Genomic DNA, 23,740 nt, shown 5'->3' on the forward strand with positions numbered 1-23,740 from the left:
TCGCTTCTCCACCGACGCCTGACCTCCCGAGGTGAGCGAGAGCTCCGTCTCGACGGTCGCCGTGACGAAGCCGTTCTCCCGCTTCACCCGCTGGTCCACCTCCTTCGCGAACTCGACGTGCGCGGGGCCCCGCTCGAGCGAGAAGTTGAAGCCCGTGGAGGACTGGCTCTCCTCCGGCCGCTGCTGGCGAGCCAGCTCATCGCCGAGCTCGGCCACCTTGCTGTCCTTCGAGTCCGCGTCGAGCACCTCCGCGGGCGAGACACTGTGATGGTGGAGCTGGCCGGCGATATGTCGCCGTGCCTCGGTGCCCCCCAGACTGGCGCTCCTGGCCAGCTCCTTCACGGTGGCCCGGGCATCCTCCGGACGCGTCGTGGGGTCCTTCAGCGAGGCTGCCATCCGGTCCGTCTGCGGCGACGTCTTGTCCAGGAGCGCGGCGTGGTACTTCGAGTCCGTGTTGAGCGACAGCTGGCGGCTCAGCTCCTCGGCCCCCTCGCGCGAGCTGCGCTGGGTTGCCTCGGCGACGCGCTGGGCGTCCGCCTTTGCCGCCTCCGACGGCGTCACGGGAGTCCTGGCGCCAAAGAGCCGCTGCTGTGCTTTCGTGTCCAGGCTCCCCGCGTCGTAGACGTCGCGGACGTCGCTCGCCGTCGGATAGGGCTGACGGAGCCCGGCGGCCTTCGCCTCGGTGTTCGCGGCCTTCTGTGCGCCGAGCGCGGCGTTCGCTTTCTCGAGAGCCACGCGCCGAGAGGCCTCGGCCTGCTCGCGGGCAACCCGCGCATCCCGGGTGGTCTCCGAGGCGCGAGCACCGGTGCGGGCGACCTTGTCCTCCGCATCCTTGACGACGCGCTTGTCGGGCGGCGGCCCCGCCGTGTCCCCTGGATGCTGGACCTTCCCGAGCGCCTTCTCCGCGTCCTCCTTCTGCTTCTGGGCCTCCTTGTTCACCCGCTCCGTGTCGCGCGCCTTCTTGGCGTCCCGATAGGCTCGGGCCTGGGCCTTTCCCGCGTCCGCTCGCGCCACGTCAGCGGCCCTCTTCGCATCCACCGCGCGCTTCTTCTCCGATGCCAACGGTGGAGGGGGCGGCGGCACAGGGGGAGCGGGGGGAACAGGCGGGCGCTTCGTATCGACCTTCGGAGGAGGCATCGCGAGCTCCAGGACCGTGGCGCGCCTGCCCGGACGTGTCGGGGAGGCACGGAGCCCGGGAGGTTCCGTGGGGCTCTGGGGACCAAGAGGGACTGGGCTGGGCGGCGTCCCAACAAATCCCAGGGCCGCCTCGCTGTGCGCGCTCCAGGAACTGACGGCGCCGCCGCTCGAACCGCTCTGCTCCGGCCGCGACCTGGCCTCGTTCGGAGCGAAAGTCCATTCGCGGCGTCCTGGCCCTCCCAGGCTCCCGCCCCGCCAGCGGAATGAGAGGGGCCTGAGCCCGCGGCGAAAGCGCCAGCAGGCCCCTCCGACCTCGTTCTCGCTCCTGTCACGGACGTAGCGACAGGAGCGAAAGCGAAGCCCGAGGCCCTACCGCCGCCACTCCGGGGGAACGTTCTTCTCCGCGGCGTAGCGCTCGAGCTCGGCGAGCTGCTGGCTCGCCAGCTTCAGCTCCTGCTCCACCTCCCGCTGGCGCTGCGCCACCGGCTTGCTGGAGGCCTCTTCCTTGCGCAGACGCGCGCGCTCCTCCTCGAAGCGAGCGACACGCGCACGGGCCTTGCCGAAGGACGAGCGCCACCGCTCCTCCTCCTCCCGTGAGCGATTCCCCGCGAGCCTGTCCTTGAAGCGCTCCCGCTCCCAGCGCTGGATGCCCGCGGGGTTCTTGCTCCACGTCTCACGGGCGTCCCGCACGTCCTTGAGCGACACCTCGATGCGCTCCAGGTTCTCACCGCTTCCCTGCCCTGACTTCAACCAGGCCGTGCCGACCTCTGGCAGCGAGCAGGCCTCGACGGGCAGCCGCGCCCCACTGATGTGGATGCCCCGGGTGAGGCCTCGCGAGAGGAACCAGCGCAGCCGCCGCGAGTCCTCCTGCGCCGCCAGGGACTGACTCAGGGGCCGCCAGTCCTCGAACTCCAGGTCCAGCGTGCACGTCTTCCCCTCCGCCTCCAGCTCCATGCGGCGCTTCACGGCCGTGGGTGGCGAGTCGAACCGCTCGGCGACCAGCACCACGAGCCCCAGCCCGTCGACCCGCTGCACCGAGAGGACCACCTGCTGCTCGGTGTCCATCTGGAAGCGCCGCACCTCCCGCTCCTCGTCGCGCGCCACGCGCTCGAGCAGCTGAGTCCAGCGCACCGTGGACTCGGGCGTGGTGGGCACGGAGACGAGCTTGCTCGCGTAGGCGATGGGCAACGCCAACCCCAGCCCATCCGCGTTCTCGATTTTCATCGAGACGACGCCCACCACCTCGCCGCGCCCATTCAACAGCGGTCCGCCACTGTTGCCCGGATTCACCGAGGCGTTGAATTGCACGTAGCCAGTGCCCAGGTACTGCCGGCCCACGAAGCCCACCTTCCCCTCGTGCACGGTGAAGTCCAGGCCCTTGGGGCTGCCGATGAAGACCAGCGGGTCTCCGGGCTCCAGGCGCGTGACGTCCCCCAGTGGCAACGGTGCCGCCTTCGCTCCCACGACGCGGACGGTGGCGAGGTCCAGGTCCACGTCACTGGCGACCGTCTCGCCGAGCAGCTCCCGCCCGTCCGCGAGCACCGCCGTCATCAGCTTGCCCGGCGGACACACCACGTGCTCGTTGGTCAGCACCAGCTCGGAGTCCACGAAGAAGCCAGAGCCCGTCTTGCTCCCACACCGCAGCGTCAACGTGCTCGGTCCGGCGCGGCGTGAAATCTCCGCGGTGGAGAGGGCCGAGGGCACGGGGGCCGCCTCGCCCGGCAGGTCTTCACCCGTGGCGAGCGCCACGACATTCGAGCGCGTGCGCGCGAAGCGCGGAGAGCGGGCCACCCAGATGCCGACCAGCAACCCGACCAGGACGAAGACCCCCACGAGCGCCCACAAACGTCCACGAGAGGGCTCCTGGACGGAGACCACCGACTCCACGAAGAGCCGCAAATCCGCGCGGGCGCCCTGGGCACGCAGCACCTCCAGGAGCTTCTCCGCGAAGGCGCGAAAGACGCCACGGGCCAGGGGAGCACCCGCCGTCGTGAGCAGGCTCCGCGCCTCGGAGAACGAGGGCGCGGGTGGGCCCAGCAGCGAGATGGCCCGGGCCAACGCGAAGCGCGTCCGCTCGTCAGCCACCGCGTCCCGCAACACCACGTCGACGCGGAGGCTGGCGCCGCACACACAGCTCGCCACGCTCCCCGCATCCGGTGCACCACACCGAAGGCACCTCAGCTCGACCGACTCCGACATTCCCGCGCTCCCCCTGCGACGACCCTGGTTCCTGGCGCTCGTGCGTCACCCGCGAGGACCGGGTCACCCCTCGACGGCTCCCACCATCATGCCGCCAAACGCGCGTGGAGTCCCCACCCACCCACACCAGCACCCGCTCCAGGGCCCGAATCCCGACCCGACCTCCCACTCACCTTTCCATGGGCATCCACACCACGACTGCCATTGCGCCAGGCATGGCACGGCAGAGCCATCGCATGACAAGTCGATGTGCTGACATCTCAGGCTTGGAACATTGGCGGTCTCCTGTCAGAGCTTGCGCTCGACGAAGCCCTGTTTGCGCAGCTTCGCGATGAGCGCGTCCGCCGCGGCGCGGGCCTGCTTCACGTCCTTGAAGGCGGTGCGCTTGCCGCGCCCCGGCTCGCCCAGACTGCCCTTACGCACCCAGAGCTCGCTGCCCACCAGCGCCACGCCCCGAAAGTCCGTCTCCGTGTCCACGAAGAGCCGCTCCGTGTCGGGGCGCGCGGCCCGCTTCGCCTTGGCCCGTGACAGCGGCCGGATGGACGAGACGGGCTTGACGGCCCACACCTGGTAGCGAACGCGAATCTCCGGCTTCGGGCCATACCGGAACAGCACGCGCCAGCGGCCCCCTCCCGTGGACTCGAAGATGGCCTCGCCCCAGGACTTGAGGCCGGTGGTGGGCGATTTCGGCAGGAACGGTTCCAGCGTCTTCAGGAAGACCAGATAGTCCTTCTCCTGCTGCGCATAGCCAATCAGCCGCGTCCCCTCCGGCAACGACAAGTCGAGGTCTCCCCAGGCAGTGCGCCTCACCAGGGCGAGGTCGAGGAACACGTTGTTGCCCAGCAAGGGCGCGAACTCTCTCCAGAAAGCAGGGGTGATGCGCACGTTGCGAGCCCCCAGCAGCGTGGTCGAATCGCTCATGTCCCTTCCATAGCATGGCCGAGAATCGACACATTCCTCTCCACGGGGTGCTTCGCTGTCTTGAGATGGTTCGCGCGAAAGCCAGGAGCCGCATACCCCATGGGCAGACCACGGAGGATGACGAGCTCCCGGCGCATGCACACTGACGCGGGGTGGACAATGGGCGCGACGCGTCAGGAGCGTAACGCTTGACCCAAGCCCCGGGCCCGCAGTTGGATTCGAGAGCTACAACTGCAACGGGGTTTCCATCATGATTCTTCGTGTACTGGCGCTCGCGGCTTTCGTTTCCATCGTTGGCTGTGGCGGAGCAGAAGTCGCGGAGGGCACCGACACCGGCGCCCTTCCCGAGCAGGAGGTGTCCGCGCAGGCAGCCACCTGCGAGTCCCTCCAGGGCAGGGGCTGCAACCCGGACCGGGAGATTGGCTGTACCTTCGCCAACGGCACCGCGGGTTATTGTTTCTGTCAGGCCATTCCCCACAACAAGTGGGTCTGTATGTCCAACTGAGCATCGAAGCCGGGCCTGGAAGAATCTCCGGGCCCGGCTGCGGAAGCTCAAGCCACGTCCACAGGGACGGTCTGCACGAAGGGGACCTGGAGGTCCGTGGGGCGCATCAGCTCGGGGCGGCCCCCCGGGGTTCCACCATTCTTGAAGGCGTTGAGCTGACCGGCGAGGGTCCACTGTCCCGGCCGGTTGTCGGTCCCCTGGGAGTAATGGATGAAGGGCGTGGCGCCCGTCGGGTCGCCGTGCTTGCCGGTGGGGTGCGAATAGTCGCTGGGCGTGAAGCTCCCCGCCGGCCTGAGGGTCGGGTGCTTCGAGAGGAAGCCGTCCAGCTCCGCCTTGCCGTTCTTCGAATAGTCCGCGTGGTGAAGAAAGGACAGGTTGTTGGCCTTCGTGTCGTGCAGGGCATGGATGGCGCAACCATTGAGCGCGCCCGTCACCACCGTGGTCGGCTCGCCCGGACGCGGATGCAGCGGCACCCCCTGGATGCCCGCGAACTTGCCCTCGCCCGTGGAGAGGTAGTGCATGTAGTGCGCCGGGATGCCCTGGCCACCGGCGGGCGAGACAGACAGGTTCGTGTTGCCCTGGTGCTGGTGGGCGTTGAGCGTCACCTTCGAGTCATTGGCGTTGACGAAGGGCTTCTGGGCGGTGGGGAGGGCCACACCCTGGGGCGCGCCACCCGGGAACATGTTGTAGGAATTCAGGATGTTCTGCCCCGAGTAGCCCAGCGGGTTCGCACCGAACGACGAGGTGACGTCCTTGCCCGGCTGTCTCGTGGGCGGGGTGTTCACCTTGTCCGTGGAGGGCTTGCTGCCCTGCGCGTCGAACCCGTCCTTGACGGGGCCCGGCTTGGACGTGGGCTTCGACTCCACCGGCGGAGGAGCGCTTGGCTTGTTCGTCCCGCTTCCGGAGGAAGTGGGGCTCTTGGGCACGGAGGGGCTCTTGAAGCCGCCGAACTTGATGCCTTTCATGGGAGGGACTCCTGTCGTCGCTGAGGTGGGGGACTTACCGGGGGAAGCTGGCTCCACCCTTCAGCAACTCCCGGGCCAGGCGCTGAGCCAGCAGCGCCACGAAGGAGTTCCTGTCAATACCAGCGTTTACGGGACGCCCCTGGAGACAGGGCCTCGCCCGGAGCCGCGCGACCTGATGACGGGAGTTGGTGCCCTGGTGACTCCTGTCACCACCCACCGGCCGCTGACTTCGCTTGAGACGCCAGCGCCTTGAGCCACCTGCGCCGGGTTCCACCTGGCCTCCGAAGCCGCGTCTCACGCGCAGGTGTCCGAGCGCGTCCCGGGGCCGAGGATCGACACATTCGTCTCCACGGGGTGCTTCGCTATCTTGAGGTGGTTCGCTGGAAAGCCAGGGTCCGCATATCCCAAAGACAGCCCACAGAGGATGACGAGCTCCTCTGGGATTGAAAGCTCACGGCGGATGACTTCGGGATACGTCGTCAACGCGGCCTGGACACAGGTTCCGATACCGCGCGCCGTCAGCCCCAGGACCAGCGTCTGGAGATACATTCCGACGCCCACCGCATCCACGAGTCCGAGCTCCCGGTGCATGCACAGGATGCCGACCATGGGCGCGCCGAAGAACTCGTAGTTGCGCCGCGAGGCCAGCGCTCTTCCAGCATCATCGTCTCGGGCCACCCCCATCGCTCCGTAGACAATGGCCCCCAGCTCTCGGCGATGCGCCCGAAAAGACGGTGGCAACGGGGCCAGCTCGCGCGGCTGGGCGTTCACCTCCGCCATGAGCGCCTGGCGCAGTTGCTCCGTGCGTTCGCCCTCCGTGAGGAAGAGCCGCCAGGGCTGGATGTTCGAGTTGGAGGGCGCGAGCTGCGCGAGAGACAGCGCCTCCGCGAGCAGCTCGCGAGGAATCGGGGTGGGGAGAAAGCGGCGGGTCGAGCAGCGGCTTCGGACGATTCCCTCGAAATCAAACATGCTGACTCTTCAAGATCGGGCGCGGGGTGGTTGGTGACTCGTGATGGACCGAGTCGGTTTATCATGAATTTCCATGTAAGCCTGTTCGGGCGTTCCTGTGTGCCCTATGCTCGCGGGGAGGACGTGCGACTCTTTCTCAATCCAGGACAGTCCCATGCTGGTTTCCCAGCCACCGCCACCCCCGACCGCCAGTCCCCTCGTTGCCCGCGCGCTCTTCCTGGCGATGCTCGTGCTGACGGTCAGCGTGTCGGCCTGCCTCTCGCAGGACGAGGGCGCCGGGAGCACGGAGCAGTGGCGCGAAGGGATGTCGACCGCGGACGAGGAGGAGCCCGAGTCCTGCGAGGAGTGTGACGGAGGCCCTGACGCTGGGGACGCGGGAGATGCGGGTGACGCCGGAGACGCGGGCTGTCCTCCTCCTGAGCAGGAGTTCACCGAGACAGCCACCTGTGAGGACGACGCGGGGGTGGACGCAGGTACCGACGCGGGCACGGATGCGGGCGCCGACGCAGGCACCGATGCGGGCCCCGACGCGAGCTCAGACAGCGGTGGTGGTGGCGGTGGTGGTTCAGACGCGGGGTCGGATGGAGGCGCTGACGCGGGGTCGGACGGAGGCGCCGACGCGGGGTCGGATGGCGGGCGGGACGCGGGGATGGGAACTGGCGTGGATGCCGGCGCGGATGCAGGCGCCGACGCAGGTACCGACGCGGGCGCCGCCCTGGCCGAGTGGTCTTCAGTGCAGGCCTCCTTCGCGCCCTTGCCCCCGCCTGCTCCCACTCCCGTCCTGAACCCCACGCCGACCACGGCAGGTGACCGGACGAACGGCGCGGAGCGGTCACGGATGCGCACGCGCTGTGGCATCTGCGAGCTTCGGCCCAGAGGGCCCATCGATCCGAACAAGGTGCCCTACATCTCCGTGCATGGCATCGGTGCCGGCCCCGAGGTGATGGACCCGGCCATCAACAACTTCCCGTCCAATGCGCAGGTCTACGACTTCTTCTACCCGGACAACCGGCACCCCATGGAGACGGCGGACTGCCTGCGCAACGCCATCGTCCAGGCGCGGGGAGCGCACTCGGGGACAACCGTGCAAGTGGTGGCGCATTCACTCGGCGCCATCATCGCGACGGGCGCGGACCACTCGCTCGCGGACCCGGAGTGGATGCCGACGGAGGTCCCCACCAACTGCGGGTTCATGAAGAAGGTGCGCGGCCGGCATCGCAATGGCTTCGTGCTGGAGCCGGCGCCCAGCCCCAGTCAACTCGACCTCCGGATGACCCTCATCGACCCTGTCTTCCAGGGGTTCACGGACGCGCCGCTGATTGTCTCCGACTGCGTGCCCGGACCGGGAGACCTCACCGCGGGCAGCGCGCTCATGCAGACGCTGAACACCCGGCCCACCTTCTCCAGGCAACGCAGGGTGTTCTATGCCAACGACCCGAGCGATGACAAAGCCCGGGACCTCACCGAGTTCGATGACGCTGACCTCGAGCTGATCTGCAAGGCGCTCCGAGGAGAGGCCGTGCGCACCCGGAAGTTCGGTCTCGTCAACGCGTGGAACGCCGTCAAGAACCTGCGCGTCGGTCCAGGGGGGAAGAAGCTCAAGGACGCCCTGGGCTGTGGCAACTGCTCCGCGGCGCGCATCAAGGAACTCGCCGGCCAGGCAGCACCCCGGTTGCCGGGCGACCACACCGAGGTCATCGAAGAAGTCACCTTCTGACCCCTCTTGGGGCATATGGAGCGCGCGCCACGCGGCGGCTCATGAGACTCGTTCTGAGCTTGCCCCGTCGTGCCGGGCTCCAGTCTCCCGTGCGATCTCCTGCGGCCACACGCCAGGAGGTGGTTGGTGGAGTCGGCCCCGTCGAGGGGCAGGTTTCCGCCCGGTCAGCTCTCTTACCAGGTCAAATCGGCGAGCTTCGCGTCCGTACGGACGCCGTGTCGGCTCGCGTGGTTGTAGTAACCCTCCATCACCATGTCTCTGACTGAAGGCGGGAACTCCCCGATCACACCGAACTCTTGAAGTGCGGCCTGTCCGATACTCTTTACATAGGGATAGCAATTGTCTGAACCGACGTGGCATATCTTGTCGTCCAGAATCCAGAACTTGGCGTGATTGTCTTTTTTTGCCCCGTCGCGCCACGCTTCCCGGCCGTCGCTGAAGGCGATGGTCTTGAGGAAGACGCGCTCGTTCAGGATCTTCAGGGCGTGGTTCTTTGACGTTTGGAACTGGGCGTTCATCCGCTGCGACAGCAGGTTCAAGATCGTCTGCAGCTTGACGCCGTGACCATAGCTGTGGGCGCCATCGGTCGGTGCCGACAAGATGATCTCCAGTGTAGCGCTGGCGTTCTTACACAGGAATTCCGCGAAATTGTCGATGAGGGGCTGGATGAACCAGGAGCCGCCACATCCAATCAGATCGAAAGGATAGTCCCTCGGCCTCCAGGTCTTGAAATCGACGGCGCTCATGTGAGGCGAGCCGAGGTCCTGCAGCGACATCTTGCAGCTTTGCTTCGCCTGCTTCAGGCCCTCGACGAGGGCGATCATCATGGCGCCTTCGAGGACCCGGGGAGCGGTGTGAACCCCCCATCCGGGGCTCGCTACCCAGAGTGCCGGGAAACGGCTGGAGGCATCGGCCGCGGGCGAGGCATCGGCCGCGACGGCCTCAAATGACTCGCTGCGAGGTGGCGGCGCGCTTTCATCGATCTTCAAGTCCGGGTTGAGGTAGTTGGAGTAGGTCGCGCCGGCCGGGGGGCGCCGATTGTTGGCGCGGACGAAGTTCCACAGGGCGTCAGCGAACCGGTGGCCGCCCCTCGCGATGCCCCCGTCGAAGCGCATGGAGATGTCGAAGACTGGATTCTTTGCGAGATAGTGGCCGTCCCACATGTTGTGGCCACCGGTGATGAGCACGCCGCCGTCGATGGCGATGAGCTTGGCGTGGTTCCAGGACGCCGACTCCCAGCGGAATTGCGCCAGGTATACGTTCAGCTGCGAAGCTCGCGGCTTCGCCTGACGGATTCGGTCCGCCAGCTGCTTGAGCATCATCCACGTGTGCAGATTAGGGCCGCCGGCCTGGCGCCCTAGCAGGAACCGAACGGTCACGGGACGCCCTGACACGGCGAGGGCGATCAAACCGTCCTCGATGTCCTTACGGAAGTCCCCTGTCGGTTCGTCCATCGTGACGATGTCGATGGAGTGCGTCGCCTTCTCGATGCAGGACTTCATTGCCCGGGCCGGCTGAGACGAGTGTCCTCGGTCGGGAAACTCGGAATTGGACGTGGTCCACCAACCGTGTGGCGTGTCGAAAAGGTATTCTTCCCAACCGCCGACAAAGGTGTCACCGGCTTCGCCAAACAAACGGTCACTGAATTGCGGCAGGCGAGACTTCAAGGTCGCATGAAGGTGCGCGACGGTCAGCGGCATGGCTCCACTCCTTTATTTGTGGCAAGGGTGCTGGGTTGTAGAACTTCGCCGTGCCCCGTCCCGGTGCAGGCCTGAGCCGGCCAGGGAGTACGGCGAGCGCGGACGTCAGTCCTGGCTCTTGGGGAATGGGCTTCGTCCGTCGTCATCGAGGGAGTCCCTGAGGTGGATGTCGCTCCAGGGCGTACGGGTGGCGTCATGGCCAGGCATGGTGTGCTCCAGGTGGGTTGTGCGGGTGCTCCGCGCTCACACCGTTTTGGTGGAGCGCGGTTCGTCAGGGATTCACGCGGGGCTCGGGGCCCGTGTCAGACGCCACCGCCCTTCTTGATGACGACCTCGGGCGAGATGTCCACGGGAGGCGAGCCCGTGCCCTCCGGCGAGGCCCGGAGCACCAGGCGCCACGTGGCGAGGCGCTCCGGGTGGGCGAAGTCCTTGCCCAGCTCCCCGTTGATGCCGCGCACGGTGAACGGCCGCTCGAGCCCGGTCTCCACATGGAGCGCATGGCCGCTCAGCGTGGCCCGCTCCGGCTTGGTGACCTCGACGTGGACCCCGTTGCCGTGGGCTTCCTGGAACGGCTCGACGACCTGGTCCCCGGACCGCAACAGGGGCTGGCCGGCGTGCGTCATGAGCCGAAGCTGGATGTTCGTGTCGACCGTCTCGGCGCGCAGCTGCACGAGGCGGGTGTCCATGGGCAGTTCGTACGTGGCGGAGGAACTGGCGGTGTCGGGCATCGGGACTCCTGGGTGAAGTGACTCACCCATGGAAGTGTCGCGAGCCTCCGGACTGTTCATCCGAGTCGTGCGATTTCTTCACCGGGCCGTCGTTTCATGGCAGCGCCCAGGGCCCGCGAGCCAGTCGGACACCTGCTTCGCCCGCTCGGCACCGGCGCCCTTCAGGGTGGCGTAGACGTCCAGCGCGCCCTGGGCGAGTCGCCGCGCCCGGCAAGCCTCCCGCCCTTCCCTGTCCAGCACGCGAGCCAGCGTCCACCGCACGTCCGCGAGGTCCACCGGCCGGCCCGGGTTGGCCTCACGCAGGCGCAGGGCCTCTTCCAGACAGTCCCGGGCCCGCGCCAGCCGCCCGAGCCGCAGCAGGGCTCCGCCCTTGGAGGCCAGCACCAGCGCGCGCAGCCGCTCCCGGTTTCCCCCCCGCGTCCCGCGCCAGCTCGGCCTCGGCTTCATCGAGGATGCTCACCGCCTCGACGTGCCGGCCGAGTTGAACGAGCGTCTCTCCCAGGTAGCTGAGCGTCTGGATGCGCTCGGCGTGCCCCGGGGGAAGCGCGAGGCGCTGCGCGGCCAGCGCGCTCCGGTACGCCTCCAGGGAGGGCTCCAGCTCCCGGCGCCAGTAGTGCACCACCCCGAGGGACAACTCCGCGTCCGCGCGCGCGGGGTGTCCTTCGGGGAGCACGCGGCGGTAGATGTCGCGGGCGCGCCGTGCATGCTCCAGTGCCTCGTCGAGCCGACCCGTGGCGAGCATCAGGCTGGTCAGCGCGAGGTGGACGCGGCCGACATCGCGGTGCCAGGCGCCATGGGCCGAGCTCCAGAGCGCGAGGGCGCGTTCGAGGCGCGCGCCGCTGCTGTCCATGCGCCCCATCGTGAGCTCGAGCGTGCCCAGGTCGTGGAGCGCGCGCGCCACCTGCGGATGTCCAGGGCCCAGCTCCGCTTCCATGAGGGCCAGTGACTCTTCGTAGGCGGCCACGGCGGGGCCGGTGTCGCCCCGGGATTCGAGCGCGTTGGCCAGTCCCAGCAGCGCACTGGCGAGCGCGACGGGGACGTTGCCTGCCTCTCTCAGCATGGCGACGGCTTCACGGTGGTGGGGCTCCGCGCGCTCGGGATGGCCTTCCACGTACTCCAGGCGTCCCAGGTAGGTGGTGAGCTCGGCCCGTCGGGGCCCTCGCGCGACACCGATGCGAGCCAGCGCGGCGCTCGCGCGACGAGCCCATTCCCGTCCTTCCCGGGGCGCCTCCAACTCGCGGACGGCGGTCCCGGTGAGGAAGGTCCAGAGGTCGGCCGCCACGTCGTCCGCACGGTGAGCCTCGGCGAGGTCCACCGCGGAGCTCAGCGAGGCCACGGCCTCCACGAGCTTGCCGGTGGCCGCCTGGAGTCGGCCCACCTGGAACAGGGCCTCGGCGCGCACGGGGGCGTAGTCGAGGAGGTCGGCGCGCGTGAGCGCCTCGCGGGCCTGGGCCAGTCCTTCGGCATAGCGGCCAGCGAGTTCCTCGGCGCGGGCGTGGTCCAGGCGCGCGCGCACCGCGTCGATGGCGGCGCGCGCGGCGGGAGCCTCTGGGAGCGAAGGGAGCCGCTGAAGGGCCTCCAGGTCCGCGCAGCGTGACGGCGCCGACAGCCGGGAGACGGCATCCACCGCGCTCTCCAGCGTGGCGGGGCCCGCCTGGGTGAAGGCGTGCAGCAGCCCCTCCAGCTCCCGCGCGGAGCGGTCCAGGCAGGCGGTGCGCAGGTCGAGCAGCGCGGGGGACTGCACCTTGTAGACGTGCGAGGCCTCGCAAGCGGCCCGGCGCTCGCGAGCCCAGGCCGACGCATAGGTGTCGAGACCGCGCACCACCCGGAGCGCGGTGTCCGCCGCGAAGGAGTGCCCCTCGCGAGACAGCGCGGCGCGCACGGCGTCCGCGCGAGTCGGGCTCCACACCTGGCCGAGCTCGGAGCCCGCCTGGGCGCAGGTCGCCGCCGCGTCCGCGCCGGGCCGGGCCACGACGCCGACGACGAGGCCAAGTCCCACCACCGTCGCTACCACCACGCCAAGTCGCTGCCGCCGGGGCTCCGGGGACAGCGCGCTCAGCAGCGCGTCCAGGTCCGCGTGGCGCGCGGCGGGTGTCATGGACAGCCCACGCTCCAGCGCGGCGCGGACTCGCGCGGGGACAGGGCCACGCGGGGGCCGTTGAAGCCTGCCCGCGAGCACGGCGGCGCGGAGCTCGTCGCTGTTCGCGCCCGCGAAGGGGAGCAGGTCAAACAACGCCTCGTACGTCATGGCGCAGAAGCTGAACTGGTCGCTCGCGGCGTCGGCCTCCGCGCCGCGCCAGACCTCGGGCGCCATATATGCGGGCGTCCCGACCCGAGTGCCCGTCTGGGTGAGCCGCACCGAGGAGTCCTCACCGCCGCTGGGAGGACTGGGGGGCGAGGTGTCGGAGGTGGACCGGGCCAGTCCGAAGTCCGCGATGCGAGCCCGTCCGTCGGCTCCCACGAGCACGTTGTCGGGCTTGACGTCGCGATGGACCAGTCCGGCCGCATGCGCGGCGGCGAGGCCGCGCCCCGCCTGGATGACCACGTCAAGCACCGCGCGCCAGGTCCGGGGCTCGGCCCGCAGCCACTGGCGCAGACTCTCGCCCCGCACGAGCTCCATGGCGATGAAGAGGCGTCCCTCGAAGCGCTCCACCTCGTAGACGTGGACGATGTGGGGATGGGAGAGCTGGGCCAGCGCGCGCGCCTCGCGAAGGATTCGCTCCCCGGCGTGGGCCTCCAGCTCGGGCAACATCAGCTTGAGGGCCACCTTGCGCTCGAGCCTGTCGTCATAGGCGCTGTACACCTCACCCATGCTCCCGGCGCCCAGGCGTTCGAGCAGGACGTAGCGGCCGACGCGCGGTGGCTCCACGGGGATGCCCAGCACCCGGGCTCGGCTGGCGGCCTCCAGTCGTCGGGACTCCAGGTCGGGTGATGGAGCCGCCTGGGCCACGCGTGCGCCAAGTGAGGAGGAGGACGTGGGGTCCGTCATGGCGCGGGCCTCCGACTACCCGACGTCCAACCGCGCGCGGAGCTGGGTGGCCCAGTGCTCGAGTCGGGTGACGGTGCTGCGCAGATGCTCGGGGTTGTCGGTGAGCGCGGCCAGGGACTCGCGCAGCAGCTCCCTGGCCCGCATCAGGCGGCCGCGCGCCGTGGGGGCGGGGATGCCGAGCACGTCCGCCATCTCCTCCGAGGAGAGCTGCTCCCAGTAGTGCAGCTCCAGCACGGCCTGATGTGTGACGGGGATGCGACGCAGGGCTTCCAGCAGGAGGCGCTGCTCCTCTTGTCGGGCGTGGATGCTGCTGGGCCCGGGAGCGAGGTCCTGGATGGACACCGTCTCCAGGTCGACGGGCTCACGCGCGCGGCGGCGCAGGTGCGCGCACAGCACGTGGTGCGCGACGCCGAAGACGTAGGAGCGGAAGGTGGCGCTGCTCCGGACGCGCTCCAGTCCCTCCACGCAGCCCGTGAAGGTCTGTTGGATGAGGTCTTCCGCGCCGACGGAGAGCTTGTTGCGGAAGTAGCGGGCGAGCGCCGGGTAGTACCGCTCGAAGAGTCGCGTCCCCGCTCGACGGTCTCCGGCCTTCCACGCGGTCAGCAGCGAGACGTCGTCGTCCATGGCGCGGCGCTCTCACGAGGTATCGAGGAGACTGCCTTCTGCTGACCGTGCTCGGCATCCCACCAATCGAGAACACGGGTTCCCATCAGCGTGAGCCACCGGGAGGGCTCACCCTCGGGAACGTCCACCTCGAACCAGGTGCGTCCCGCGAGCGGAGCCGTCTGCAGCCACGTGCCCTCGGGCTGGCGCGCGGCGCGCACGACTTCGACCGCAGCGGCGAGCCTCGAATCGGGTCTCGCATCCCCCCGCCCTTCGAGGAGCGCGGCGTCGCGGAAATGGTCGAGCGCCGCGAGCGCGCTGTAACGATGGCGGTTGGGATACACGAACCGCGTCACGAAGTCGCCGACGAGCTCTCCCGTCGTCGCCCGATACATCAGGCGCCGCTCGAGGAGGTATTCCTCACCGCCGTGGCGGACCTCGCGCAGGCGGGTGTCACCCGTGATGCGCTCGTAGGCGAGCATTCCGCGGACGGCGTTGAGCGTCGAGTGGAACGACGAGCGCGTCGAGCGGCCCTCCTCCGCTTCGCAGTTCCAGCCCCCATCGGAGAGGCGATGCGCGGGAAACCACGCCGCGAGCGCCGAGACATCTGCTCCGAGCCAGGCGCCACTCGCGAGCGTGTAGGAGTTGATGCAGACGTCGATTTCGCCACCCCAGTACGGCAGGCCGTTGTAGTCCCAGCGGCTGTTCGCCGCGAGCTTCACTGCGGTGTCACCAAGCGCCGTGGCATCAACACCCCAGTCGCGCAGGTCTTTCAGTGCCCACGTCGTTGCCACCCAGGGTTGGCCGGGCGCGTTGACCTCGGGACTGTCGAAGAACCCCGCGGGGAAGAACGAACCTCCCGCCCACTGGCCGTCGGCGTCTTGCTTCGACAACAGTCCGGCGCCGAAGCCCTCCGTGGCGACTCGAGCGCGCGTGGCCTCCCAGACGTCGGGCGGAGCGCCCACGAGCTCTCTCTCCACCTGCCATCGCAGAGCGGGATCGGAGTCGAGCAGCCAGTCGAGCACCCTCGCGTCGGTCGCCATGCCCTGCACACTAACGGATGGTCGCCGACATTCGGTAGACGGCGCTCGCGTGTTACCGTCTCTCATGGACTTGGAGTCATCGGAGCGGCCCTTCCTCGAACAGCTCTTCGCGCCGCACCCGGGTCGCGAGTTCCTGGCGGAGTACTGGCCCACGCGGCATCTGGTCTGCCACGGCCCGCTCGAACGACTCGGAGAGCTCGCGGAGCTGCCCGAACTCCATGACCTCGAGCGGCTGCTGCACACCTACCGCAACCCGGTGATGGTCGCGCTGCCGGACCGGCGCGATGAGCACAGCGTCATCCGGGTGGAGGCGCAGACCGCGGCGGCGCTGTACCGCAGCGGAATGGCGCTCATCCTCGACTCGGCGGAGCGCTACCTCCCCCTGGTCGAGCAGTGGCTGCACATGGTGGCGTTCGAGCTGGGCCTCGCGCGAAATGCCGTGGCGCGGGCCATCTTCTATGCCTCGCCGTCCGGTGGCGGCAACAGCCCCCACTTCGACGCGAACGCGAACATCGTCGTGCAGGTGCGCGGCACCAAGCGCTGGACGCTCGCCCCCAACACCCAGCTGCCCCTGCCCACGGACCGCTGGGCGATGAACATGGGCCCGCCCTCGCCTGAGCTGGCCAGCTACCTGGAGCAGGAGCTGCCCGCGCGGATGCCCGAGGGCGCCGAGGTCATCACGCTCGAGCCCGGCTCGGTGCTCTTCGTGCCGCGCGGCTACTGGCACTCCACCGAGGCCTCGGAGGACACGCTGGCGCTGAACTTCACGTACAGCCAACCCACCTGGGCGGACGTGGTCAGCGCCGCGCTGAGACAGCAGTTGCTGAAGGACGTGCGGTGGCGCGCGCTCGCCGATGGAATCGGCTCACCGGACCCCGAGCGCAGCGGAGCGTGCCACACGCGGCTCTCCGAGCTGCTGCACGAGCTGCAGGCCCACGTCCTGGAGCTGGAGGCCCGGAAGATCGTGGAGGAGAGCTAGGGCTCGGGCTTCGGCCCGCCCCACCCTCCCGCCGCACGTCCTGCATGAGCGCGTGCGGTTGCCGGGCACCGTGTGGGTGGCGAAGCGCCTCCCTGGGGCCGGACACCCGCGAGGACGACGTGCGCCGCGTCGTCGACGACCTCCGGCGTCACCTCCCCCAGGTTCGCGCCCTCGCGGGCCAGGCTCTTTTCACTGCCGAGGGACACAAGGGGCCCGCGGTCCCTGCACACCACCACGTACGTCAGGCGCAACTGACGCGGTCCTGAGACTGGCGCACCACCGAGCATCCTCCTGTGAATGTCGCATCCCCCTGAAGGCTCGCTTGATGAAGCCACCTCCGGTGGAAACCTTCCCGCCCCACTACCGACACACCCAAAGGGGGCTGGACATGTATCAAGGCTCGAAGGGGATGGCGCTTCTGAGGAATCGGTTCGCGGTACTCGTCTATGGGCTCGCGCTGGCATGTGGTCCCGGCGCGGAGGGGCTGGAGCAAGAGGATGCGCGGCCCCCACCGTCGATGCCCACACCCGACGAGGCCCCCCCTGGCGACGGCTCCTCGCAGGTGGCGGGGCAGGTGGCGCCTCTCAACGCGGAGGCAATCTTCCGGAGCCGGTGCCCCTCCGCGGCGGCGGCGAAGGGCTCAACGCTGTACGTCGCGAATACGGGGCCGAGAGATACCTCGCAGCCGCCAGGCTCCACGCACAACCCCTTCCCCACCATCATGGCCGCGGTGAACGTGGCGCAGCCAGGTGACGTCATCCAGGTCCGCGCGGGGACCTATCGCGAGCAGGTCACCCTCAATTCGCTGAAGGCGCGCCCCGGCAAGGCCACTGCGCCCATCGTCCTGCGAGGTGAGCAACTCAGCCGGTCTCGCATCGTTCCCACCGCCACCAACGTGGGCAGCTTGCTGGTGGTGAGTCAGCCGTACTGGATAGTCCAGTTCATGGAGGTGGACGTGCAGCAGCGGCCCTCGTTCGCCGCGCTCTTCGAGGGCAGCACCACCTGCTCCCAGCTCACCGACTCCCTGCTCCATGGAGGCCGGTCCGGAGGAGGTGTCGTCGTGAACGGTGCGACCCGCGTGCTCATCGACGACAACGAGATTCACGACTTCTCCCGGACGGGCCTCGACTCTCACGGGGTGACGGTGAAGGGCCGCTCGCGCGAGGTCTACATCACGGGGAATACCATCCACGATGCGTCGGGCGACGGCGTGCAGTGCCAGCCCAGTGACGCAAGGCCCTCCACCGTCTTCATCGATCGCAACCAGATGTACGACTGCGGAGAGAATGGCATCGACATCAAGGCGTGCGACGACGTCGCCATCTACGAGAACGCCCTCTTCCGTTTCCCCAACCTGGCGCGCTACCCGTGGCAGGAGGACACCTCCGCCGCCGAGGCGGTGCTGATTCACGAGAACGCGACGAACATCAAGATTGTCGGCAACTTCGTCTTCCTGGCCGGCCGCGGCATCTCCGTCGGCGGGGCGTCGCCGGTGGACAACCCCGTCAACGTGCTGGTGCAGGGCAACCTGGTGACGGACATCTACAACTACGCCAACCGGGGCAACGGCCAGGGCATCCGCATCGTGAGAGCGCAGGGAGTGCGCGTGCTCGACAACCTCATCGAACGCACGATGGACTCGGGCCTGCGACTGGCCGCGGACGAGCCCTTCGTCGTCACGAACCTGACCGTCTTGGACAACACGCTGCGGAACATGCGCAGCTTCGTGAAGCTGGGCGGGCCCACGGCTCGCCCCGACCTGCGCTTGGACCGCAACCGCTACGAGGGAGCAAGCGGCATCTTCAGCGCCTTCGGGCTCCTGACCGAAGGGGACTTCACTGCCTGGCACGGCAGTCTCAAGCCCTACGGACTCGAGCGGAACTCCGTGAGAGTCACCCCGCAAGACCCCGGAGACGGCCCGGTCCCCACGCTCACCGGGGAGTGAGCGCACCTGACGCGCGAACACGGCGTCAGGGCGTTGGCACGAAATCAAGGCAGCGAAACGCAATGGACGAGGTGGCAATATTTGAGTCGTAGTTGTTTGCGTCAATGACCCTGTATTGAAACCTGATGAAGAAATAGGTGGCCCCAGGAACGAGGTCGTCTCTACATCCGATGCGAGCGGTGGTGGACCCCGGATACCACCCGGAGGGCGATTCCACTCCATCTTGGACAAACAGCTCCTGCCACAGATGTTGGTAGGGCGGCACACCGTCAGTAGCGCTGCTGGTGCAAACAACCTGTTCCAGCCCATTGGAAAACTGCCGACCGCAACCAATCGTCACCTTGGGAGGGGGTATGAGGGAACTCTCCCCCTCCAGGACCTGCGTCTCCAGAGAGGACAGGGGGTCACCGCAGGCACTGGTCATCAGCGCGAGTGCGACGACTGCGAAATGGCTCTTCATTCGTGGCTCCTGGACGAGAGCTGCTTGGGTTGGCGCAGCCATTCTGTCTCTTGTTTCGGATTGCGCCCAGGCGTCCGGAGCGTCAGCCCGTTGGTTAGTGGACAAGGGACGTTTCGCCAAGCTCGCCGGTGTCTTTGGAGGCTACCGTTGGACGTGTAAAGTCAGCGGACTCATTCCCATCCACGTGAAGAGGCGCTCCAGCGCGAGGGTCCGCTCGGGCTCCGCCAACTGGCTGATGCTCGCGCGGTGGTTGCCCTGCGGGACGAAGAAGCGGAAGGAGTCGTTCCTCTCACGCGGGAGAAAGGCCGCGGAGGAATAGGGGTCATTCTCCCCGTAGATGAAGAGCATCCGCTCGCCGTGGTGGCGAACCCAGTGCTCGGCGCGGAGCATGGCCGTCAGGTCGAACGGCTCCGCCACGGGGAAGCTCACGTACGCGTCGGGTGTGTTCTCCCCTGGGTAGCGCAGCAGTCCGCGTAGGTGCCTCGTGGGGAAGCGCGGCCAGCCCACCTGCGTCGCGGCGTGGTGGTAGGCGTACTCGAAGGGCGCGATGAAGCGGTCCGCATAAGTGAAGGCCACGCCGACGACGCTGTCCAGGAAGGCGAAGGTCTCCGCCGCTGACGCGCCGGGCGCGGGAATGTCCGCGCAGGAGGAGGAGCCGTACTGCCAGAAGTAGAAGGACAGCTCGACGGCGGAGAACTCCAGCGCGCGGTCCTCGCCCCCCATCACCGTGAAGGTGGTGCTCCAGCGCGTGCCCAGTGCCTCCATGAAGGGGAACAGCTCGTCGCGGCGCCGCAGCACGTCCTGCTGGAAGCGCTCCAGCTTCGCGCGGCAGTCCGCATCCCCCACCTGGTCGAGGAAGCGGACGTAGCGCCCGTCGCGCAACCCACGGCTGCTGGGGGCGACGTACGGCACGGTGGCGTCCACGTCGTCCGGGTAGAAGTAGCGGTGGTACACGGCCGCGAGGCCTCCCTTGCTCCCACCGGTGGAGAGCCATCGCGAGGGGTACAGGGGCTTGAAGGCCTGGACGGCACGGTGGCTGTCGCTCGCGGCCTGGTAGAAGGTAAGCAGCCGCGGGTCCCGGGATGCCGGCATCGAGGGACCCATGAAGCGGTGCTCAACGGAGAGCTGGTTGGCGCCGAGCAGCGCCGTGGGCTCGGCCACCAAGGGGTTGGCTCCCAACATGTAACCTTCGGTGGCGAGCACCATGGGCGCATCCGCCGAGCGGTGCAGGAGCAGCAGCCGGAGCTGGAAGTGCTCCCCCTGTGGACGCTGGTGGTCCGCGGGCAGCTCGAGGCTCAGCAGGAAGAGCCGCGTGCCCGGAATCGGAGGGGGCCGTTCGAGGATGACGGTGAGCCCGGGAATGGACTGGAGCTGGGTGAGGATGTCCTCCGGCTCCACCGCGGACCTGGCCTGCTCCGGTGAATCCGAGGAAACAGACTCCTCGGGAAATGTATCACCACACGCCTGTATCAAAATGGCCATGACCAGCAGCCAGACCGACCTGTCAATTCTTGTCATGAGATGTACCAGGGGACTTCGGGACGCCCACTTAATGCATGGCGGGTATCGCCATATCGGACACGCCGGATGTCGCGGTGCATCAGCAATCCATTTCTCCTATCTCAAGGATAGGTCGAGGTCCGCATCACCATTCCTGCTCCACAAGGAGTCCATCGCCAGCCTCCGGGCCTGGAACCCCCCGGGGCATTTCACGTCCCGGCTGACCCGGGCTAACGTGCTCGGGCACCATGGTCCTGCGCCCCCCGAGTCGAGCGTGCTGGCTGCTGTCATTCGTGCTCGTGACGTCCGCCTTCGCGGCCGAGCGCTCCGAGGCAGGCGCTCGGGTCATCGCGGGCCTCGTGGTCGCGAGCACGGGGCCCGTGGTCGACGTGGAGGTACGGGCCACCCATGAAGGGCGTGTCGTCACCGCGCGCACCGACGTTCACGGCCACTTCGTGCTCCGGGGACTCTCCGACGCCGGGTGGACCCTGACGGCGTCTCGTGGCGCCGAGCTGGGTGCGCTGTCGATTCCCGAGGAGACCGAAGACGCGCTCTCCGAAGTGCTCGAAATCGGTCCGCCCAGGGTGGTGCGAGGCATCGTGAGGGGAGCGTCGGGCGAGCCCCTTCCAGGGATAAGTGTCGACGCAAGCCTCCAGCTTCCGGGGGGCAACCTGCGCTCCATCGAGGCGCGGACAGGCGGGGACGGTCAGTTCGAGGTTTCGATGCCAGGGTTCTCGCCCATCGAAATCAAGGTGCGAGTCCCGGGGTACCTGACCCGGACCGTCACCCAAGCCTCTTCCACCGACACACTGGACATCGTCCTGCGGCGCTCCGAGACGTTGCTCGGTGTGGTGACCGACAGCCAGGGAGCGCCCGTGAAGGGCGTATGGGTGCGCCTCAAGCGATACGGGCAGGAGGAATATCCCCCCTCTTGCACGGGACCTGCCGCGTGGAGTGCCAGCACGAAGGAGGACGGCGCCTTCGCGGTGACAGGGCTTGCTCCGGGCCGCTATGCCTTCCAAGTCAGCTCCCCGAGGCACACGTCCATCGGTGGAGACCTGGAGCTGCCCTCCGGAGCGGTCCGCTGGGTGCTCCAGACAGGGATTCGTGCCGCTGCCCTCGTCACCGGTCCGGACGGCAAGGCCCCTGCCCCCTTCTCCTCGGCGGTCACCTTCAGGGGTCCCCTCCTCTCGACTCCGGACTTCATCGTCACCGAGCGGACCGCTCGGGTGGAGGCCGCTGGCGGGGCGACCGCCGAAGGGCTCGTGCCTGGCGCCTACTCGGTGTCGGTGGGGGGGAAGTACGGCGCGGGGACATGGGGCCTCGAGCGCAAGGTCCAGCTCTCCGGCGGCGAGCCACCCATCCCCCTGGGCGTCCTGGGGACGCAGGTGCTCCGGATGGGCCTCGTCGATACGCGGGGGCGGCCCGTGCGCGGCGGCTTCATCTCGCTCCGACAGAAAGGGGCTCAGGGGGACGTGCTCGAGATGAGGCGCGAGGACCTGAGTGGACCGGTCACCCTCCACGGTTTCGAGGAAGGGGAGCTGCACGTCTTCGCGTCAGCGGAGGGCTACGAGATCACAGACATCACGGTCCGGGTCTCCGGGACAGCGCCACACTCCATCGTGATGAAGCGGGCCAAGAGCCCGCGGGTCACCGGTCGCGTGGTGGATGCGAAGGGCAGACCCATTCGCTCGTTTCTCGTCGGTGATACCGAGGTGGAGCACGCGGGGGGACGCTTCTCGAGGCCGAGGGAGCTCCCGGGAGAGGTCGGAGAGGTCGCGGTCCAGGCGAAGGGCTTCGCGCCCCGGCTCTTCAGTCTCGATGCGCGTCGTCCTGAGTCGCTGAGACTGGGGGACGTGCGGCTCGGTCCAGGTCGGGTGCTGACGGGGCGAGTGGAGACGCCGGACGGTCGGGGACTGGTGGGAGTCACCGTGCGGTGCCTCTGGGGGGACCTCCCGAAGCGCGAGTACGTGCCAGAGTGCCAAGGGCAGACACTTCCCGACGGAAGTCTCTACCTCGAGCATGTGCCAGACGAGCGCTTCGAGCTGGAACTCTCGCATCCCGAGTGGGCACGGATGCGGCTGCTCATCCAAGAGGGAGTCACCCACGTCCAGGCGCGGCTGTCGGTGGGGCTCACCGTGCAGGGCACCGTGCGGGATGCGCGGGGACGTCCCCTGGAGGCGGGCTTTATCGACGCCGTGCAGGAGAACGGAGAGCAACTCTTCACGTTCCTTGGCTCCGACGGGACCTACACCTTTCATGTTCGGCCGGGGCGCGGCTCCATCCAGGTGCGCTACCGGGAGAGCGAACCCAAGACCTTCGAGGGCGCGGAAGGGCAGACCGTGCGCGTGGACCTGGTCGTGCCGAATGGCAACTGACCCATGACCCTGTACGTGGGGGCGCGGGCAATGGACTTCCAGGCGCGACTCGAGGCGCTCACGCACCAACTCCGGCCCTGGTCCTCGCTCTGGTCCCGCTCCATCCTCCAAGGCTGGCCCGGATCCGGCGCCGCCTACCCCGAGGACTGGCTGGCCTATGCGCGGTCGCTCGATGAAGCGGGCGAGCGGCGGCTGGACCAGGGGGCGCTCGTGGGCGTCCCGCCTCCGTCCCTGGGCGCGCTCCTGGATGCGCTCCAGGAACTGACGGCGCTGCCCTGGCACGAGGGCCTCCACGCGCTGACGGTGACGGAGACGCAGGGACTCAGCGCCAAGAAGACCCACGAACTCGAGCGGGTGCTCGCCCTGCTCGCGCCGAGGACGCGCTTCATCCACCAGGCGGTCGATATCGGCGGCGGCATGGGACATCTCGCCCGCCTCTGCGCGCGGACGTTCGGGTGGACCTTCCACAGCATCGACAGGGACGCCGCGCTGCAGGACAAGGGCCGGCGGTGGCTGACGAGAACCCAGCCCCCGGTCGGGGACACCCTGTGCTTCATCCAGGCCTCCGTCGAGGACGGGCACCAACCTGAAATCGATCCGCTCTTCTCCGGCCGGGGCCGGGCCTCGATAGGCCTTCACACCTGCGGGCCGCTCGCCCTCACGCAGCTGCGCAAGAGCCAGGGCGCGGGCTTCGTCCTGAACATCGGCTGCTGCTACGACAAACTGGAGACGCCGCGGGATTACCCCGTCTCCCGCTTCGGGGGCGCGCACCCCCTGCCCTTCACCCCGCATGCCCTGGCGCTGACGACGCGGGGACGGCATCACAAGACCGAGGTGGAGTTCGCGCGGATGAAGCAGGTGTACGCGTGGCGCTTCGCGTTCGCGCTCCTCTCGAAGCGGCACTTTCCCGAGCGCGGCTTCGTGAGGGCCGGGGACGCGCCCCGGGCGCTCTATGCCGGCCCCTTCGCCGCCTACGCGCGCGACCGCCTGGCGCGCCTGGGC

The 23,740-nt window shown here is 68.5% G+C and carries 18 protein-coding genes and 1 pseudogene; 6 read left to right on the top strand and 13 right to left on the bottom strand.

The window, feature by feature from the left end:
- The 3 genes and pseudogenes from ACN469_RS32595 to ACN469_RS32605 form a co-directional block, all read right to left on the bottom strand.
- Window positions 1-1,137, bottom strand: a pseudogene (locus ACN469_RS32595) (hypothetical protein); the annotation flags it as partial.
- Window positions 1,138-1,506: 369 nt separating this feature from the next.
- Window positions 1,507-3,336, bottom strand: coding sequence for a S1C family serine protease (locus tag ACN469_RS32600; RefSeq protein ID WP_498774317.1), 1,830 nt, complete (start codon window positions 3,334-3,336; stop codon window positions 1,507-1,509).
- A 288-nt stretch (window positions 3,337-3,624) separates the two neighbouring features.
- Window positions 3,625-4,257 carry a hypothetical protein gene (locus tag ACN469_RS32605; RefSeq protein ID WP_498774319.1) on the bottom strand — a complete coding sequence of 211 codons (633 nt, stop codon included), beginning with the start codon at window positions 4,255-4,257 and terminating at the stop codon, window positions 3,625-3,627.
- A 250-nt stretch (window positions 4,258-4,507) separates the two neighbouring features.
- Here ACN469_RS32605 and ACN469_RS32610 point away from each other — a divergent pair, with 250 nt between their 5' ends.
- The gene (locus tag ACN469_RS32610; RefSeq protein ID WP_498774321.1) at window positions 4,508-4,762 is read left to right on the top strand and encodes a hypothetical protein; all 255 of its coding nucleotides are present in this window, start codon (window positions 4,508-4,510) and stop codon (window positions 4,760-4,762) included.
- Window positions 4,763-4,809: 47 nt separating this feature from the next.
- On the opposite strand, the gene ACN469_RS32615 is transcribed toward ACN469_RS32610, so the two are convergent.
- Together ACN469_RS32615 and ACN469_RS32620 are read right to left on the bottom strand one after the other, a co-directional pair.
- Window positions 4,810-5,727, bottom strand: coding sequence for a hypothetical protein (locus ACN469_RS32615; RefSeq protein WP_498774323.1), 918 nt, complete (start codon window positions 5,725-5,727; stop codon window positions 4,810-4,812).
- 294 nt (window positions 5,728-6,021) lie between these two features.
- On the bottom strand, window positions 6,022-6,696 hold the full coding sequence (locus ACN469_RS32620) for a nitroreductase (RefSeq protein ID WP_498774325.1): 675 nt from the start codon (window positions 6,694-6,696) through the stop codon (window positions 6,022-6,024).
- Window positions 6,697-6,850: 154 nt separating this feature from the next.
- On the opposite strand from ACN469_RS32620, the gene ACN469_RS32625 reads away from it, so the two are divergent.
- On the top strand, window positions 6,851-8,413 hold the full coding sequence (locus ACN469_RS32625) for an esterase/lipase family protein (protein WP_498774327.1): 1,563 nt from the start codon (window positions 6,851-6,853) through the stop codon (window positions 8,411-8,413).
- A gap of 173 nt (window positions 8,414-8,586) precedes the next feature.
- On the opposite strand, the gene ACN469_RS32630 is transcribed toward ACN469_RS32625, so the two are convergent.
- The 6 genes from ACN469_RS32630 to ACN469_RS32655 form a co-directional block, all read right to left on the bottom strand.
- Entirely contained in the window at window positions 8,587-10,113 is a 1,527-nt protein-coding gene (locus ACN469_RS32630) for a phospholipase D-like domain-containing protein (RefSeq protein WP_498774329.1), read from the bottom strand.
- 302 nt (window positions 10,114-10,415) lie between these two features.
- Window positions 10,416-10,841, bottom strand: a complete 426-nt coding sequence (locus ACN469_RS32635; RefSeq protein ID WP_498774331.1) for a hypothetical protein — start codon at window positions 10,839-10,841, stop codon at window positions 10,416-10,418.
- A 78-nt stretch (window positions 10,842-10,919) separates the two neighbouring features.
- A complete protein-coding gene (locus ACN469_RS32640) occupies window positions 10,920-11,225 on the bottom strand; it encodes a hypothetical protein (protein ID WP_498774333.1) in 306 nt (101 codons plus the stop codon).
- Entirely contained in the window at window positions 11,137-13,830 is a 2,694-nt protein-coding gene (locus ACN469_RS32645) for a serine/threonine-protein kinase (protein ID WP_498774335.1), read from the bottom strand. The genes ACN469_RS32640 and ACN469_RS32645 overlap by 89 nt, the downstream gene beginning before the upstream one ends.
- Window positions 13,831-13,845: 15 nt before the next feature.
- Entirely contained in the window at window positions 13,846-14,454 is a 609-nt protein-coding gene (locus tag ACN469_RS32650) for an RNA polymerase sigma factor (RefSeq protein WP_498774337.1), read from the bottom strand.
- Window positions 14,430-15,476, bottom strand: a complete 1,047-nt coding sequence (locus ACN469_RS32655; protein ID WP_498774339.1) for a hypothetical protein — start codon at window positions 15,474-15,476, stop codon at window positions 14,430-14,432. Before ACN469_RS32655 ends, ACN469_RS32650 begins: the two co-directional genes overlap by 25 nt.
- Before the next feature lie 64 nt (window positions 15,477-15,540).
- On the opposite strand from ACN469_RS32655, the gene ACN469_RS32660 reads away from it, so the two are divergent.
- The gene (locus tag ACN469_RS32660; protein WP_498774341.1) at window positions 15,541-16,455 is read left to right on the top strand and encodes a JmjC domain-containing protein; all 915 of its coding nucleotides are present in this window, start codon (window positions 15,541-15,543) and stop codon (window positions 16,453-16,455) included.
- 409 nt (window positions 16,456-16,864) lie between these two features.
- The gene (locus ACN469_RS32665) at window positions 16,865-18,400 is read left to right on the top strand and encodes a right-handed parallel beta-helix repeat-containing protein (RefSeq protein ID WP_498774343.1); all 1,536 of its coding nucleotides are present in this window, start codon (window positions 16,865-16,867) and stop codon (window positions 18,398-18,400) included.
- A gap of 25 nt (window positions 18,401-18,425) precedes the next feature.
- On the opposite strand, the gene ACN469_RS32670 is transcribed toward ACN469_RS32665, so the two are convergent.
- Both ACN469_RS32670 and ACN469_RS32675 read right to left on the bottom strand, forming a co-directional pair.
- Window positions 18,426-18,860 (bottom strand): hypothetical protein, encoded by a 435-nt coding sequence (locus tag ACN469_RS32670; RefSeq protein ID WP_498774345.1) that lies wholly within the window; start codon window positions 18,858-18,860, stop codon window positions 18,426-18,428.
- Window positions 18,861-19,001: 141 nt separating this feature from the next.
- The gene (locus tag ACN469_RS32675) at window positions 19,002-20,342 is read right to left on the bottom strand and encodes a S28 family serine protease (protein WP_498774347.1); all 1,341 of its coding nucleotides are present in this window, start codon (window positions 20,340-20,342) and stop codon (window positions 19,002-19,004) included.
- 266 nt (window positions 20,343-20,608) lie between these two features.
- Between ACN469_RS32675 and ACN469_RS32680 the strand changes: the two genes are divergently transcribed.
- Window positions 20,609-22,738, top strand: a complete 2,130-nt coding sequence (locus ACN469_RS32680) for a carboxypeptidase regulatory-like domain-containing protein (RefSeq protein ID WP_498774349.1) — start codon at window positions 20,609-20,611, stop codon at window positions 22,736-22,738.
- 30 nt (window positions 22,739-22,768) lie between these two features.
- The coding region (locus ACN469_RS32685; protein ID WP_498774351.1) for a methyltransferase at window positions 22,769-23,740 on the top strand (972 nt) is incomplete at its 3' end.

This window comes from Corallococcus terminator (assembly GCF_049194865.1).
Taxonomy (GTDB): domain Bacteria; phylum Myxococcota; class Myxococcia; order Myxococcales; family Myxococcaceae; genus Myxococcus; species Myxococcus terminator_A.